13 protein-coding genes are annotated in these 14,745 nt (G+C 67.4%); 4 read left to right on the top strand and 9 right to left on the bottom strand.

Translation table 11 applies throughout. From position 1 onward, the window contains the following. Positions 1-64: 64 nt before the first annotated feature. On the bottom strand, positions 65-1,081 hold the full coding sequence (locus H7A85_RS05640) for a substrate-binding domain-containing protein (protein WP_182084897.1): 1,017 nt from the start codon (positions 1,079-1,081) through the stop codon (positions 65-67). Between the two features lie 227 nt (positions 1,082-1,308). Between H7A85_RS05640 and H7A85_RS05635 the strand changes: the two genes are divergently transcribed. Together H7A85_RS05635 and H7A85_RS05630 are read left to right on the top strand one after the other, a co-directional pair. After that, positions 1,309-2,589, top strand: coding sequence for a GAF domain-containing protein (locus H7A85_RS05635; protein WP_244630974.1), 1,281 nt, complete (start codon positions 1,309-1,311; stop codon positions 2,587-2,589). Further along, complete coding sequence (locus H7A85_RS05630; RefSeq protein ID WP_182084896.1) at positions 2,586-3,326, top strand: response regulator transcription factor; 741 nt, start codon at positions 2,586-2,588, stop codon at positions 3,324-3,326. The genes H7A85_RS05635 and H7A85_RS05630 overlap by 4 nt, the downstream gene beginning before the upstream one ends. Positions 3,327-3,374: 48 nt before the next feature. Here H7A85_RS05630 and H7A85_RS05625 read toward each other — a convergent pair whose 3' ends face one another. Next, on the bottom strand, positions 3,375-4,526 hold the full coding sequence (locus H7A85_RS05625) for an alpha/beta hydrolase (RefSeq protein ID WP_182084895.1): 1,152 nt from the start codon (positions 4,524-4,526) through the stop codon (positions 3,375-3,377). A 249-nt stretch (positions 4,527-4,775) separates the two neighbouring features. Here H7A85_RS05625 and H7A85_RS05620 point away from each other — a divergent pair, with 249 nt between their 5' ends. Further along, a complete protein-coding gene (locus H7A85_RS05620) occupies positions 4,776-6,197 on the top strand; it encodes an FAD-binding oxidoreductase (protein ID WP_182085090.1) in 1,422 nt (473 codons plus the stop codon). Here H7A85_RS05620 and glpK read toward each other — a convergent pair. From glpK to H7A85_RS05605, 3 genes are all read right to left on the bottom strand, one after another. After that, positions 6,194-7,693, bottom strand: a complete 1,500-nt coding sequence (glpK, locus tag H7A85_RS05615; RefSeq protein WP_182084894.1) for a glycerol kinase GlpK — start codon at positions 7,691-7,693, stop codon at positions 6,194-6,196. The two genes, H7A85_RS05620 and glpK, sit on opposite strands and share 4 nt — an antisense overlap. Before the next feature lie 14 nt (positions 7,694-7,707). Next, the gene (gene glpD, locus H7A85_RS05610) at positions 7,708-9,219 is read right to left on the bottom strand and encodes a glycerol-3-phosphate dehydrogenase (protein WP_182084893.1); all 1,512 of its coding nucleotides are present in this window, start codon (positions 9,217-9,219) and stop codon (positions 7,708-7,710) included. Between the two features lie 97 nt (positions 9,220-9,316). Further along, a complete protein-coding gene (locus H7A85_RS05605; RefSeq protein ID WP_182084892.1) occupies positions 9,317-10,084 on the bottom strand; it encodes a DeoR/GlpR family DNA-binding transcription regulator in 768 nt (255 codons plus the stop codon). Between the two features lie 247 nt (positions 10,085-10,331). Here H7A85_RS05605 and H7A85_RS05600 point away from each other — a divergent pair, with 247 nt between their 5' ends. Continuing rightward, positions 10,332-10,490 carry a hypothetical protein gene (locus H7A85_RS05600; RefSeq protein ID WP_182084891.1) on the top strand — a complete coding sequence of 53 codons (159 nt, stop codon included), beginning with the start codon at positions 10,332-10,334 and terminating at the stop codon, positions 10,488-10,490. Between the two features lie 9 nt (positions 10,491-10,499). On the opposite strand, the gene H7A85_RS05595 is transcribed toward H7A85_RS05600, so the two are convergent. Genes H7A85_RS05595 through H7A85_RS05580 form a run of 4 tightly spaced genes read right to left on the bottom strand, consistent with a single transcriptional unit; the run spans position 10,500 to position 14,742 of the window. Beyond that, complete coding sequence (locus tag H7A85_RS05595; RefSeq protein WP_182084890.1) at positions 10,500-11,657, bottom strand: alpha-hydroxy acid oxidase; 1,158 nt, start codon at positions 11,655-11,657, stop codon at positions 10,500-10,502. A gap of 7 nt (positions 11,658-11,664) precedes the next feature. After that, on the bottom strand, positions 11,665-12,990 hold the full coding sequence (gene hisD, locus H7A85_RS05590) for a histidinol dehydrogenase (RefSeq protein ID WP_182084889.1): 1,326 nt from the start codon (positions 12,988-12,990) through the stop codon (positions 11,665-11,667). Positions 12,991-12,994: 4 nt separating this feature from the next. Continuing rightward, positions 12,995-13,795: an ABC transporter permease gene (locus tag H7A85_RS05585; RefSeq protein WP_182084888.1), complete on the bottom strand. Its 801-nt coding sequence runs from the start codon at positions 13,793-13,795 to the stop codon at positions 12,995-12,997. Then, on the bottom strand, positions 13,792-14,742 hold the full coding sequence (locus tag H7A85_RS05580) for an ABC transporter permease (RefSeq protein ID WP_182084887.1): 951 nt from the start codon (positions 14,740-14,742) through the stop codon (positions 13,792-13,794). Before H7A85_RS05580 ends, H7A85_RS05585 begins: the two co-directional genes overlap by 4 nt. Positions 14,743-14,745: the final 3 nt, after the last annotated feature.

The following is a 14,745-nucleotide window of genomic DNA, read 5'->3' as shown; positions in this document are numbered from 1 at the left end:
AAGGCTGGCGCGGACGAGGACGGGCGAGGCGGCGGAGCTTGTCGCCCCGCCGCCGTCCGAAGGCTTACTTCGCCTCGGCGATCACCTTTTTGGCGTCGTCCTGGCTGTACTCGACGTTGGCGACACCCCCATCCGGCGTCGTCTTCAGAGACTCGTCGAGCCCCGCCTGATCGATCGACAGGAACGGAACGACGAGGTCTTTCGGGACCTCCTGCCCGTCGAGGATCTGCTGCGCCACCCAGAAGGCGAGCGTCGACACGCCCGGCGCGATGGAGACCGACATGGTCTCGTATCCGTCCTTATCCTTCTGCGTCTTCCACCAGGCAAGCTCGTCCTGCCGGTTGCCCATGATGATCGTGGGCGTCGGGCGGCCGGCGGCGGCGAAGGCTTCCGCCGCGCCGAACCCGTCGCCGCCCTGCGTGACGACACCCACCACCGGCGGGATGCTCGGAAGGACGCCGGCGACCGACTTCTGCGCGACCGTCTGGGTCCAGTCGCCCTGGACCTCCGACACGACCTTGAACTTCGAATGGGTCTCCAGCCCCGCCGCGATCCCCTCATGGATTTCCGTATCCACCGAAGTGCCGGCAAGGCCGCGGATTTCGAGGAGGTTGCCGCCGTCGGGATAGCGCTCGGCGAGATAGTCGAGCTGGCCCGACCCCATCTTGCGGAAGTCCACGGCCACGCGCCACGCGCAGGGTTCGGTCACGATGCCGTCGAAGGACACGACGGTGATGCCGGCGTCGCAGGCTTCCTTGACCGCGCCATTCAGCGCGGTCGGCGAGGCGGCGTTGATGACGATGGCGTCATAGCCCTGCAGAATCATGTTCTGGATCTGCGCGGCCTGTTCGGTGGCTTGATTCTCGGCGGTGGTGAAGGCGTCCGCCGCCTTGACGACGCCGTCCGAGACGGCCTTGCCCGTCACCGTCTTCCAGCTTTCCAGCATGGCCTGACGCCAGGAATTGCCGGCATAGTTGTTGGACAGGGCGATGCTCTTGCCGGCTGTCTCGGCTTGGGCCGGCATGACGGCGAAAAGGCTCGCCGCAGCGACGCCGGCCAGCAGGAAACGCTTGGCGATCATAGGTTCCTCCCATGGGCCCTCCGGCCCTCGATTCGTCGAGCCCATGCGCCGCACGGGGTCCGGCCGCTCCCGACGGCCGGGGAGGAGTGTGGTACGGCGGGGGCTCGTCTGTCCAATCCGATCCGCGCAGGGCCTTTGCGGGTTCCCGCAAACCGGCTGCCGGTTTCGCCGCCCCGCGCATGCTTTCCGCGCTGGCGGGCGGGGGGCAAACGTGGTGCGATCGACGGATGAGCATGGCCCCCGTTCCCGTTCGACCCGCCCGCAACGCCCGGGCGTTTCCCTCACCCGAGGCCGTGTTCGGGCATCTCCTGCGCATCTCGCGTGCGCTGGCGGGCCACCTCGATCTGCAATCGGCCATCCAAGCGGTGTCGGAGGAGTTGGACGACGTCCTGCCGCACGACCATCTCGACGTCTGCCTCCTCCGGACGGGCGAAAACGTCCATGTTGCCTACGAAGCGGGCCTTCATACGGACTGGAGCCTCGCCGAACACCCGATCCCGGTGAGCGGCAGCCCGATCCGCAGCATCCTCCTTGGAGAAGCCCGCGAGCTTCTGACCGGGGACGCCACGACCGATCCGCGCTTTCGGTTCGAAGGCGCGTTCAACCATCCGATATTCGATCAGAACCTACGCTCACGCATCCATGTCGCCCTCGTGGTGCGGGGCGAGGTGATCGGTGCCTTTTCCTGCTCCAAGCACGACGCGGGCTTCTACCGGGACGAGGACGTGACGATCGCGGGCCACGCCGCCGAGATGCTGGCTCCTTATTTCTACGCCCTGCGCGCCAGCCAGGACGCGAAGCGCCTCGCCATCGAGGAAGCGGAAGGACGCGCTCGCGAGGAGGGCCTGCGCGAAGGCGCCCTGCGCCTGACGGAGGAGTTGGAGCGCGAGCGCCAGCGCATCGGCATGGACCTTCACGACCAGACGCTCGCCGACCTGACGCGCGTCGTCCGACGACTGGAGGGCTTGCGCGATGGCGAGGATCGAACGTCCGAGGCTCTGGCGCCGGTGATCGGAAGTCTTCACCGCTGCATCGGCGAACTGCGCGAGATCATCGACGACGCGCGGCCCAACATTCTCGAACTCTTCGGCTTCGCCGAAGGCGTCGAGGATTTCCTCGTGCGCGCGCTCGCCGATACCGGCATCGTCTGGAACCTGTCGGATCGGAGCGAGGGGGCGGTCGACGCGCTCGGCCCTTCGCTTCGGGTCGCTCTGTTCCGCATCGTCCAGGAGGCCGTCAACAACGCGGTCCATCACGCCTCGCCCGCTCGGATCGACGTCGATCTCGAAAGGTCTAGCGAGGGCGGCATCCAGATCGCGGTGCGGGACGACGGCGTCGGCTTTGCGCCTATTCCGCAACGCCGCCGCATCGGGGGCATCCGCAACATGCAGACGCGGGCGCGCCTGATCTCCGCGAGCTTCTTCCTGGATCGTCTGGCGGACGGACGGGGCACGCTGATGTCGCTGTCGCTGGGCGCGCCGACGTCGGGGGAAGGAGAGGGGCGATGACGAACGGCGAAATCCTTCTCGTGGAGGACGACGCGGTGCACCGCGCCTTCTTGCGCGAGGTCATCCACGCAACGCTGCCGGGGCGACCGCTGCTGGAAGCGCAGGACGGCGAGGAAGGAGAGCGTCTGGCGCGAAGCCACAAGGTGCGCTCGCTCGTCGTGGACCTCCAGATGCCGCATCGGACCGGCGTCGACATGGCGCGCGCCCTTTGGCGCGACCAGCCGGACACGAGCATCATCTTCTGGTCGAACTACGCGGACGAGGCCTATGTGCGCGGCGTGTCCCGCATCGTTCCGGCGGGTGCTGCCTATGGCTACATCCTGAAATCCGCTTCCGAGGAGCGTCTCGGGCTGGCGCTGCGCGGCGTCTTCGTCGAGGGCCAATGCGTCATCGACCGCGAAATCCGGACGGTCCAGCAAAAGGCGGCGAACCGGTCCGAAGCCTTGTCGGAGGTGGAATACGAAATCCTCGTCGATCTCGCCCTGGGGCTGACCGACCGGATGATCGCGGACCGGCGCTCGGTATCGCTGCGAAGCGTCCAGAACCGTCTGCAGCAGATCTACGAGAAGGTCGGCGCCTATGAGGGCTCGGCCGGCGCCGACACCTTCAACCTGCGAACCCGCGCCGTCAGCTTGGCTTTGATGCGGCGCCTCCTCAACCGAACCGGTCTGGAACAGGCGGAAATCGAGTTGCAGGAATGGCTGCGGCGAACGTCGGGCGTTCGGACGTCGAACTGAACGGAAGTCGGGCGCGGCACCGCTGGGAGTGCCGCGCCCGTTTCATTCTCAGTTGGCCGGTGCCGGTGTCGGCGCCGGGGCGTTGCTCGTCGAACTCGTGGCTTCGCCGGATGTCGCCGAGAAGGCCGCCGTGAGACGCTCGGTCGCCATCGTCATCGCTTCCTTGGCTTGGGGCACCACCGTGCCCATGCCGAAGAACTCGTGCGTCGCGCCCTCATAGGTCTTCTGCTCGGTCGCGACGCCGGCGGCCTTCAGCTTCTCGGCATAGGCTTCGCCTTCGGAGCGCAGCGGATCGATCTGGGCGTTGATGATCGTGGCGGGCGGCAGGCCCTGGAGATCGGTGCGACCGACGAGGTTGAGACGCTTGTCCGCCGTCTGCGACTTGTCGGCGAAGACGTTCGAGACGAACCATTCCATCGCTGGCTTCGACAGCGGCTGCGCCTCGGCGTTTTCCTGGTAGGACGGCGTCATCATGTCGTTGCCGGCCACCGGATACACCAGAAGCTGATGGATCGGCTGCGTGATCTTGGCATCACGCGCCATGATCGCGACGTTGGTCGCAAGGTTCCCGCCGGCGCTCTCGCCCGCCACCGCAATGCGCGTGGCGTCGGCGTTCATCTCGCCCGAATGCTCGACGATCCACTTGTAGGCGGCGAAGGCGTCCTCATGGGCTGCCGGGAACTTGTGCTCGGGCGCATGGCGATAGTCCACCGAGACGACGACCGCCTTAGAGCCGGCCGCAAGCGAACGGGCGCTGGCATCGTAGGTGTCGATGTCGGCGATCACCCAGCCGCCGCCGTGATAATAGACGACGAGCGGGAAGGGGCCGGAGCCGGGCGGCGTATAGACGCGTGCGTCGACCTCGCCTCCCGCACCGGGGATCTTGATGTCGCGCGTCTTGATGGCCGCGGCCATCGGGTCGGGCGCAATGGACTTGTCCTTCATGACAGCCATCACGGCGTCCGCCGGGGTCGGCTGGGCGCGGGTCTGCTCGACCGACAGGGTGCCGATCGGCTTGGCGCCGAGATCGACGAGCTTGTCGAGGATGCTTTTCATTTCCGCGCCGGGTTGCGCCATCCGAGGCGCGGCCTCGTTCTGCGTAGCGGGCGCTGCCGTCTGGGCCGAGGCCAGCGAGCCGAAGGACAGGATGGTGCCGACGGCTAGAAGGGCGGCAAGGGATTGGGTCGTTGTGCGCGACATGAGGTTGGCTCCCGATGAATCAGTCGCACTGGGAAGGATCGCCGGAGTGCTATCGTTCCGGAGGATCGCGCGCGACCCTTGCGATTTCCAATGGGCGGCTAAGCGTCGCTGGCGTGTCGCGGACTTCGCTTCCTTCCGCAAAGAAGCCTTGCTCGGCGTATTGTGTTGGTGCAGTCCGATCGCCGGGAGGATCCTATCATGAGCGCAGCCGTCCAAACCCCCAACCCCGATCCGGTCGCCCTTCGGCAGATGATGGTCGATCGCTTCGGACCTCGCTCCGTGTTGACCGAAGCCGCCGATACCCGGCGCTATCGGCGCGATTGGCATGGCGACGCGGAGGGCGAGGCGGTCGCGGTCCTGCGCCCCGCTTCGACCGCCGAGGTGGCCGAGATCGTCCGCTTCTGCGCGGAGCGGAACCTCGCCGTCGTTCCGCAGGGCGGCAATACCGGCCTCGTTCTGGGCGGCATCCCGACCAGCGCCGACGGGCATGTCCTCCTGTCGCTGGAGCGGATGAACCGCATCCGGACGATCGACGCGGCGGACTTTTCCGCCGTGGTGGAAGCGGGCTGCGTCCTGGCCGCGATCAAAACGGCCGTGGAGGCAGAGGACCTTTTCTTTCCCCTGTCGCTGGGTGCCGAGGGGAGTTGCCAGATCGGCGGCAACATTTCCACCAATGCCGGCGGCATCAACGTCCTGCGCTATGGGATGACGCGCGAGATGATCCTGGGGCTCGAGGTCGTGCTCGCGGACGGCACGATCTGGAACGGCCTGTCCACCCTTCGCAAGAACAATAGCGGCGTCGACCTGAAGCAGCTCTTCATCGGCGCGGAGGGAACGCTGGGCATCGTCACGGCCGCCGCGATCCGCCTCGTGCCGAAGCCGACGCGAACCGAGACGGCGCTCCTGGCGCTGGCCGATCGAAGCGACGTGATGGCGCTCTACGCGCTGGCTCGGCGCGAATGCTGCGATCTTCTGTCCGCCTTCGAGCTCGTGCCGCCCGAAGGCATGATGTTGGCCAAGGAAGCCGATCCGAACCTCGCCCTGCCGCAGATCGCGCCCGCGCCCGCCTATGCGCTGATCGACGTTTCTGCGACCGGTTCCCTCGACCTCAAACCCCTCGTGGAACGCTTCTTCGAGACGGCGATGGAGCGGGGTCTGGTGATCGACGGCGTTCTGGCCTCATCCGAGTCGCAGGGCGCCGATCTCTGGCAGATCCGCGACGGCATGAACGAGGGACAGGCCAAGCGCGGCGTCCACCTGCGCACCGATCTATCCGTGCCCCCTTCGAAAGTCGCCCCGTTCATTCAGGAGGGGATGGAGGAGATCGCACGCTGCCTGCCGGACTGTCTTCCCGTCGCCTACGGCCATGTCGGGGACGGCAACATCCATTTCAACGTGCTGCCGCCGGCGGGGCTCGAACGCGCGGAACGGGACGCACAGCTGAAGACGGCCAAGACGATCCTTCAGGCGATCGTCGATCGCTACGACGGGGGTATCAGCGCCGAGCACGGGGTCGGCCGATTGAAGCGCGACGACTTCGCCACGCGCCGCTCGCCCGTGCAGGAACGGCTCCTGCGCGGCGTCAAGGCGCTGCTCGACCCGAGGGAGATGCTGAACCCCGGATGCCAGCTGCCCTCGGCGCGGGATGGACGCGACCTGACGGTCTTCTAACCGGCGACCGCGTCGCTCAGCGTTCGCCGCAGCGCGCGGGACCAGCCGGCGAGCTTGGCGCCGCGCGTCACCGCGTCCATGCGCGGCTCGAAGCGGCGCTCCAGCTTCCAGCGAGCGGCAAAGCCGTCCATTCCCGGCCACGCCCCGCAATGGTGGCCGGCGAGCCAGGCGGCGCCGAGCGCGGTGGTTTCCAGAACGGTCGGCCGGTCGACCGGGGAGTCGAGAAGGTCGGCGAGGCGCTGCATGGTCCAGTCGCTGGCAACCATGCCGCCGTCGACGCGCAGCACCGTATCCGCCGCCCCCGGCCAATCCTGCCGCATGGCGTTCAGGAGGTCGGCGGTCTGGAAGCACACCGCCTCCAGCGCCGCACGGGCGATCTCGTTCGGGCCGGTGTTGCGCGTCAGCCCGTAGAGCGCGCCGCGTGCTTCCGGGTCCCACCACGGCGCGCCGAGCCCCGTGAAGGCTGGCACGAGATAGACGTCCTGCGCGTCGTCGGCCCGCTCGGCCATCGGCCCCGTCTGGGATGCGTCGGAGACGATGCGCAACCCGTCGCGCAGCCATTGAACGGCCGCGCCCGCGATGAAGATCGAGCCTTCGAGAGCATAGGTCGTCTGTCCGCCCAGACGATAGGCGATCGTGGATAGAAGGCGATGCCGGGACGGCACGCGCTCCGCGCCCGTGTTGAGAACGGCAAAGCATCCGGTTCCGTAGGTCGATTTCATCATGCCGGGCTGGAAGCAGGCATTGCCGAGGGTCGCGGCATGCTGATCCCCCGCCACCCCGCGGATCGCTATCGCCTCGCCGAACAGCGCCGGGTCGGTCGTGCCGAAGTCGGCGGCGCAGTCCTGCACGTCGGGCAGAAGCGCGCGGGGCACGCCGAAGAGACGAAGAAGCTCGTCGTCCCACGTGTTGGCGAGGGTGTCGAACAGGAGCGTGCGCGACGCGTTGGTCGCGTCCGTTGCGTGGACGCGCCCGCCGGTCAGGCGCCACAGGAGGAACGTGTCCACCGTGCCGAAGGCGAGCTTGCCGGCTTCCGCCTCGGCTCTCGCGCCGTCCACGTTGTCGAGAAGCCAGGCGATCTTGGTGCCGGCGAAATAGGGGTCGATCACGAGCCCCGTCTTTTCAGCGACAAGACCTTCGGCGCCGTCGGCAATGAGATGGCGACAGCGCTCGGCGGTTCGCCGGTCCTGCCAGACGATCGCATCGTGGATCGGGCGGCCGGTCTCGCGGTCCCAGATCAGCGTCGTCTCGCGCTGGTTGGTGATGCCGATCGCCGCAATGTCGCGCGCCGAAAGCGACGCGTCGGCCAGCGCCGCGCGGACCGTTTCCACCACCGAGCACCAGATCTCTTCGGGATCGTGCTCCACCCAGCCGGAGCGCGGCAGGATCTGCTCGAACTCCTGCTGCGCGATCCCGACGACCCGGAACGCGTCGTCGAAAACGATGGCGCGGGACGATGTGGTGCCCTGGTCGATCGCCAGCACGTATCCGGACATGCCTGTCGCTTTCCTTATTCCGCCGCCTTGGTCACCGGCTCGGCGTGTTCGATGCCGCGAACCAGATAGGCTTCCAGCGAGGCCGTCTGCTCGGCGTCGAAGCGCAGGCCGAGCTTGGACCGGCGCCAGAGGATGTCCTCGGTGCTTCTCGCCCATTCGCGGCCCACGAGCCAGTCCACTTCGCGCTCGCTCAAGCCATGCCCGAGATCGGCACCCCAATCGCCGTTCACTTGCTCCGCAAGCGTCAGCGCATCTGTGCCGTAGGCGGCGACGAGCCGCGAGATCGTCGCCTTCGAAAGGCCGGACGCCAGCGCGCTCAGGCGATCCTCAAGCGCCGCGACGCCCTCCACCGGAAAGTCTCCGCCCGGCAAGGGGGCGTTGCCCGTCCACGATTGGCCGCGTTCTCCGAGGCGGTGGCCGATATGGCCCAGCGCATCTTCGGCGAGACGGCGATAGGTGGTGATCTTGCCGCCGAAGATGTTGAGAAGCGGCGCGTCGTCCCCGTCCACCTTCAGGACATAGTCGCGCGTCGCCTCCTGCGCCTTGGTGGCATGGTCGTCGAACAGCGGACGCACGCCGGAAAAGCTCCAGACGATGTCCTCGCGCGCCAGAGGCTTGGCGAAATACTCGCCGGCCGCCTGAAGGAGGTAGTCGATCTCCGCGTCCGTGATTGCGGCATCCGCCGGATCGCCCTCGAAATCTTGATCGGTCGTGCCGACCAGCGTGAAGTCGCTGTCATAGGGGATGGAGAAGATGATCCGACCGTCCGCGTTCTGGAAGATATAGGCCCGGTCGTGGTCGAAAAGGCGGCGCATCACGATGTGCGAGCCCTGGACGAGGCGGATGTTATGCGCCTCCGGCCGGCCCGCCGACGTTCGAAGCACATGGTCCACCCAGGGGCCCGCCGCGTTCACGAGAAACCGAGCCGCGACCTCGCGCCGAAGGCCGGTCTCCGCATCTTCCAGCGTGATCCGCCAGAGGCCGTCCACCGGTCGCGCTGCGACGACCTTCGTTCGAACCAGGATCTCGGCGCCGTGCGCGGCGGCGTCGCGCGCGTTGAGGATCACCAGTCGGTTGTCATCCACCTTGGCGTCGGAATATTCGAACCCCTTCGTGAACTCCGGCTTCAACGGTGCTCCGAGGGGACCGGCGAGCGTAACGGAACGGGCGGCGGGAAGCGCTTTGCGCCCACCCAAGTGGTCGTAGAGGAAGAGGCCGAGGCGCAGGAGCCAGCGAGGCCGCAGGCCGGCATGATGCGGCAGGACGAAGCGAAGCGGCCGGATGATGTGCGGCGCGATCCGCCAGAGAACCTCGCGCTCCATCAGCGCCTCGCGCACGAGGCGGAACTCGTAGTGCTCGAGATAGCGCAGGCCGCCGTGGATCAGCTTGGTGGACCAGGAGGAGGTGCCGCTGCTCAAGTCGCGCGCTTCGGCCAGCCCGACGCTGTAGCCGCGACCGGCCGCGTCGCGCGCGATCCCGCATCCGTTGATCCCGCCGCCGATGATGAAGACGTCGAATGTTGGCATGTCGCTAGCGCTTTCGCCGAGGCTTCGTCCGGTGCACGACGGGAATTTATGCGTTTCGGTTTCGAAATCAAACGAAACCGAAGCGAAAGTCAGGTCGTCAGATCGGCGACGTCGTTTCCACCAGCCGAACGCCCGCCTGACGGCAGATGTCGCGCACCGCTTGCGAAGGGCAACGGTCGGTGACGAAGCTGTGGACCTGCGAGAGATGGCCGATCCTCACCGGCGCCGTGCGTTCGAACTTTCCGGCATCGGCCACGAGAATCACGTGCCGGGCGTTGGCGATGATCGCCTGCGCGACGCGCACCTCGCGGTAGTCGAAGTCCAGAAGCGCCCCGTCCGGGTCGATCGCGGAGGCGCCGACGATGGCGAAGTCCACCTTGAACTGAGCGATGAAGTCGATCGCCGACTCCCCGACGATGCCGCCATCGGTTCGCCGGATCATACCGCCCGCCACGATCACCTCCACGCGAGGATTGCTGCGCATGGCGTTGGCGACATTGAGGTTGTTGGTGATGACGAGAAGACCGGAATGCTGCGACAGAGCCTGCGCGGCGGCTTCGGTCGTGGTGCCGATATTGATGAAGAGCGAGGAGCGGTCGGGCACGAGGTCGGCCGCTGCGCGCCCGATCGCGGCCTTCTCAGTGGACGCGATGGCGCGCCGCGCCTCGTAGTCGACATTCTCGGCGCCCGAGCCGAGAACGGCCCCGCCGTGGATGCGCGACAGGAGACGCTGGTCGCAAAGCTCGTTCAAATCCTTGCGGATGGTCTGGACGCTGACCTCGAAACGCGTGGCGAGTGCATCGACGAGCACAGTGCCTTCCCGCTTGGCGGTTTCCACGATCCGGGTCTGGCGTTCCGTCAGCATCGGCTCTCCCGAGGGTTGAGAAGCGTAGGGGATCGAACCTATCGTGCAACGATACGAAACATTGTGTCAGTTGCAACCGAACGACGGTCCGACCAGATTTCCAACGGCAGCCGGCTGACGGAAAATTCTGGCATTCGTCATTTGACTTATCCGTCAGTCGCACTATTCACGCGCCGTCGCGTGAATGCCAAATTCGTATGGTTCATGCGTCGGGAGGGACAGTATGGAGAGTTTGAAGGAGAATCGGATGGCGCAAGCTGCCCATTACGCGCTGACCCGCGACGACCTGGTTCGTCAGGAGGGGATCGATGCCGCTCAGAGCAATCGTACGCGCAAGGACAACCCTTACCGTCCCGGCAGCGCCGATTGGCGCGCTTGGACTTCGGGCTTCGACGCCCGCGGCTGACTTCGTCGGCTAGCCGGGGGCGGTTCGCAGGGCGGACCGTCCCCTCGACTTCAGCTCGTCGATCGACGACAGGCCCATCAAACCCAGCGTGACGCCGATCTCAGCCGCAAGGGTCTCGATGACCGCCGAGACGCCTGCTTCCCCGCCCGCGGCCGCTCCGAACGCGTAGGCCCGGCCGAGAAGCACGCCCGACGCCCCCAGCCCCAAAGCCTTGACGATGTCGGTTCCCCGTCGGAACCCGCCGTCGATCAGCACTTCCATGCCATCCGCCGCATCCACGATCTCCGGCAGAACGGAGATGGTGGAGGGCGCTGTGTCGAGTTGGCGGCCGCCGTGGTTGGACACGACGATCGCGTCCGCTCCGGCCGCCTTCGCACGCGCCGCGTCGTCGGCGTGGAGGATGCCCTTGATCGACAGACGGCCCTTCCAACGCTCGCGCAGCCATTCGACGTCCGCCCAGGATAGGGCCGGGTCGATCAGGCGAGAGAGCGTCGAGGCCTGTTCCAGGATGCCGTTGCCGAACTCGGCGCGTCCGCGCACCGCGCCGACGCCGGGGCGACCGGCGCGGGCAAGGTCGAGACACCAGGCGGGGCGCAGCGCCAGCCCGAAGCCAAGACGCGGCCCGATGCGCGTGACCGCGCGAAACCCGTTGCGCGCATCGCGCTCGCGGATGCCGGTGATGGCGGTGTCAACAGTCAGGTGCAGCGTTTCGACGCCGGCCGTCTCGGCCGCCTGCACGAACTCTTCCGCCAGCCCGCGATCCTTGAGGACGTAGAGCTGGAACTGCGGCTGGCCGGCGGCCCCGTCCGCCTTCAGGTCGGCCAGCGAGGCGATGGAGAAGTTCGACAAGCAGAAGCCGGTGCCGGCACGATGCGCGGCGCGCGCGGCGAGGATTTCGCCTTTTCCCGCAAACAGCCCGAGGAAGCCGACCGGTCCCAGCATGAAGGGCAGGGCATGGCGCTGACCGAGATAGCGGGTCGAGAGATCGGCCGGCTGGAACCCCGCCAGAACGCGCTGCTCCAGCCGCCAGCGGCCGAAATCCTCGCGGTTGGCGCGCAGCGTTTCCTCGCCCGACGAGCCGCCGTCGATATAGTCGAAGAAGATCTTCGGCAGGCGCCGTTTGGCGATCCTCCGAGCATCTTCGACGTTGAAGATTCGCGACGTCATGTCGGCCCTACCGCTTTAGGATCGCGTCGCGCATTTCGGACACCGCGTTCTCGTGGCTGGAAAAGCCCTCGTAGCGGGCGAGGCGGCGCGCATGGGTCGCGAGTTCGGGGTAACCGGCGGAGGTGACGTAGCCGATCGAGGAGCGCTTGAGGAAATCCGTCACCGAAAGCGGACCGTAGGTGCGCGCCCAGCGGCTCGTCGGCAGGACGGCGTTGGGGCCGAGCACGAAGTTGCCGAGCGTGACCGGCGTGTGCGGCCCCATCAGGATCTCGGCGGCCTCGGTGATACGGCCGAGATGGCGGAAGGGCTCGGTGGAGAGAATTTCAAGGTGCTCGGGCGCGTAGTCGTTGATGAATCGGTAGCTGTCCTCCAGCGAGGCCGTCAGCACGATGCCGCCAAACGGGCCTTGCAGGACCTTCTTGCTGAATGCCACGCGCTGCTCGGTCATCTCCCTCCAATAGCCCGGCAGCGCCTCCCGCGCGGCCTCGGCCACGCGGCGGTCGTGGGTCACGAGATAGGCCGAACTGTCGGGCCCGTGCTCGGCCTCGATCAGGAGATCGAGCGCCGCCAGAGCGCCGTCCACCGTTTCGTCCGCGAAGATCACGGCCTCCGAAGGCCCGGCCGGCAGGCCGGTGTCGAGCACGCTGGCGAGAAGGCTCTTGGCGGCGACGACGAAGGGCGAGCCGGGGCCGACGATCTTGATCTTGGGCCTGATCGTCTGCGTGCCGTAGGCGACGGCGGCCACCGCCTGCGCGCCGCCGACCTTGTAGACCGTCTCGACGCCGGCAAGGCGCGCGGCGACGAGGGTCGCGGCGTCCACCGAGCCGTCCGGCGTCGGCGGCGTGACGATGCAAAGGTCCGGCACCCCGGCGACCACGGCCGGCACGCTCGTCATCATGGTGACGGAGGGGAAGGCACCCTTGCCGCGCGGCACGTAGAGCGCGGCGGACTGGATCGGCGTCCACCGATCGCCCGCGAAGGCGCCGGGGCGGATCTCCTTGAACCACATGGGCTCGGGCCGCTGCTCTTCGTGGAAGCGGCGGATGTTGTCGATGCCGAAGCGGATGGCCTCGATCACCTCCGGCTCGACGGCACGGAACGCCGCGTCGAACTCCGCCTCGCTCGCCTGGAGCGCGCCCTCGCTCACGTCGGCCTTGTCGAACTCGCGCGCGAAGCGGACGAGCGCGGCGTCGCCCTCTGTGCGGACGGCCTCGATGATCGGCTTCACGCGGTCCTGGAAGCCCGAAAGGTCGGTCTCGGAGCGCTTCAGGAGCGCCGCGCGCGCGTCGGTCGAAAGTGTGGCGAGGTCGTGGAAGGAGCAGATCGCGGTCATGGCGTCACTTCGATTTCAGGAAGATGTCGAGCCCGACCAGCCGGTCGAGCAGGAGAATGGCGGCGGCCGCGCAGGCGATGAAGATCACCGACACGGCGGCAAGATCGGGCGTGATGATGGAGCGGATCGAATTGTAGATCTGAACGGGAAGGGTGACGATCCGCGCGTCCACCAGGAGAAGGCTGACGAGGAACTCGTTGAGCGCCAGGATGAACATCAGGAGCGAGCCGGTGATGACGCCGGGCAGGACGGCCGGCAGCGTCACGAGGAGGAACGTCTGGAGGGGGGGCGCGCCGCAGTTGGCGGCGGCGAGTTCCAGGTCCGGGTCGAGCGCGCCCGCGCTCGCCGTGACCGCCCAGATCATGAAGGGCAGGTTGATGACGCAGGCCGCGAGCCCGACCGGCCAAAGCGAGCCGAGAACGCCGGCCTCGCCGAACACCAGCATGAGCCCGATCCCCGATCCGATCAGCGGAATGGTGAAGGGCAGGAGCAGGTAGACCTGGAACAGGTTGGCGAAGCGCACCCGGTACTTGGCGAGCGCCAGCCCGGCGAGCGTGCCGGCGGGAATCGCAATGAGCGTGCACACGAAGGCGACCCAGAGCGAGCGCCCGAAGGCGCGGCGCAGATCCGAGGCGCCCGCGACCTTGGCATACCATTGGAGCGAGAACCCGTCCGGTGGGAAGGCGATGATGTTGCCGCCCGTGAACGAAGCGCCGAGCACGACGAGGGTCGGCGCTGACAGGATCAGGAGCGAAAACGCGACGAGCGCGCCGAGCGTCAGCGATTTGCCCCGCGTGCCGGTCATCGGCGGCTTCCGCGCATCGATAGGGTGCCCGCCCCGAACAGCGCGAAGACCGCGCCGACGATCGTCGAGCCGAGGAGAACGAGAAGCAGCGTCAGCGTCGAGCCGAGCCCTTGGTCGGAGGTGCGGAAGAACTGGTCGTAGATCGCGTTGGCGATGAAGTCCTGGCCGCCGCCGCCCAAAATCGCGGGAACGGCGAAATCGGTCAGCGACAGGGTGAAGACGACGAGCCCGGCGCCGACGAGGCCGGGTTTCGCCATCGGCAGCACGACATGGGTGAAGGTGCGCACCCAGTCGGCTCCGAGCGAGCCCGCGGCCGCCTCGATCTCGTCGGGAATAGCGGTGAGGGCCGGGGCCAGCATGAGGACGGCGAAGGGCAGCATGTACTGGACGAGGCCGAACAGGACGGCCCAGTAGTTGAAGAGAAGGCGCTGCGTCCCGAGGCCGAGAAGCGCCAGCGCCTCGTTGGCGAGACCCTGGTTGCCCAAAATGATCAGCCAGCCATAGGCGCGCACGACCTGCCCGATGAAGAAGGGCAGGAACAGCGCGATCAGCAGGAACTTGCGCCACGCCGCGGAGCCGGTGCGCACCATGACGTAGGCATAGGGGAAGGCAAGGACGAGCGTCGCGAGCGTGACAAGCGCCGCACCGCCGAGACTGCGCAGCGCGACGTTCAGGAACAGGGGTTCGGTGAAGGCGCGGGCGTAGTTGGCAAGCGACCAGCTTTCGGAGGGAAGGAAGGTCGCCGTGTCCAGCGTGCGCAGGCTGGAGTCGCCGATGGCCGCGAGGCCGAGGACGAGCAGCCCGACGAGGAGAAGCGCCGGCAGGAGCATAAGATAGGGCAGCCCCTTGGCGAAACGGCGCGGCCAAAGGAAGGCGGCGATTCGCTCCGCCCCGTCGAGAAGGCGCCACGACAGGGGATAGGCGTTGCGGGAGGGGCGAAGCGGCATCGT

This window comes from Aureimonas sp. ME7 (assembly GCF_903970965.1).
Lineage (GTDB): Bacteria > Pseudomonadota > Alphaproteobacteria > Rhizobiales > Rhizobiaceae > Aureimonas.
This window is presented reverse-complemented; position numbering and strand designations above follow the sequence as displayed.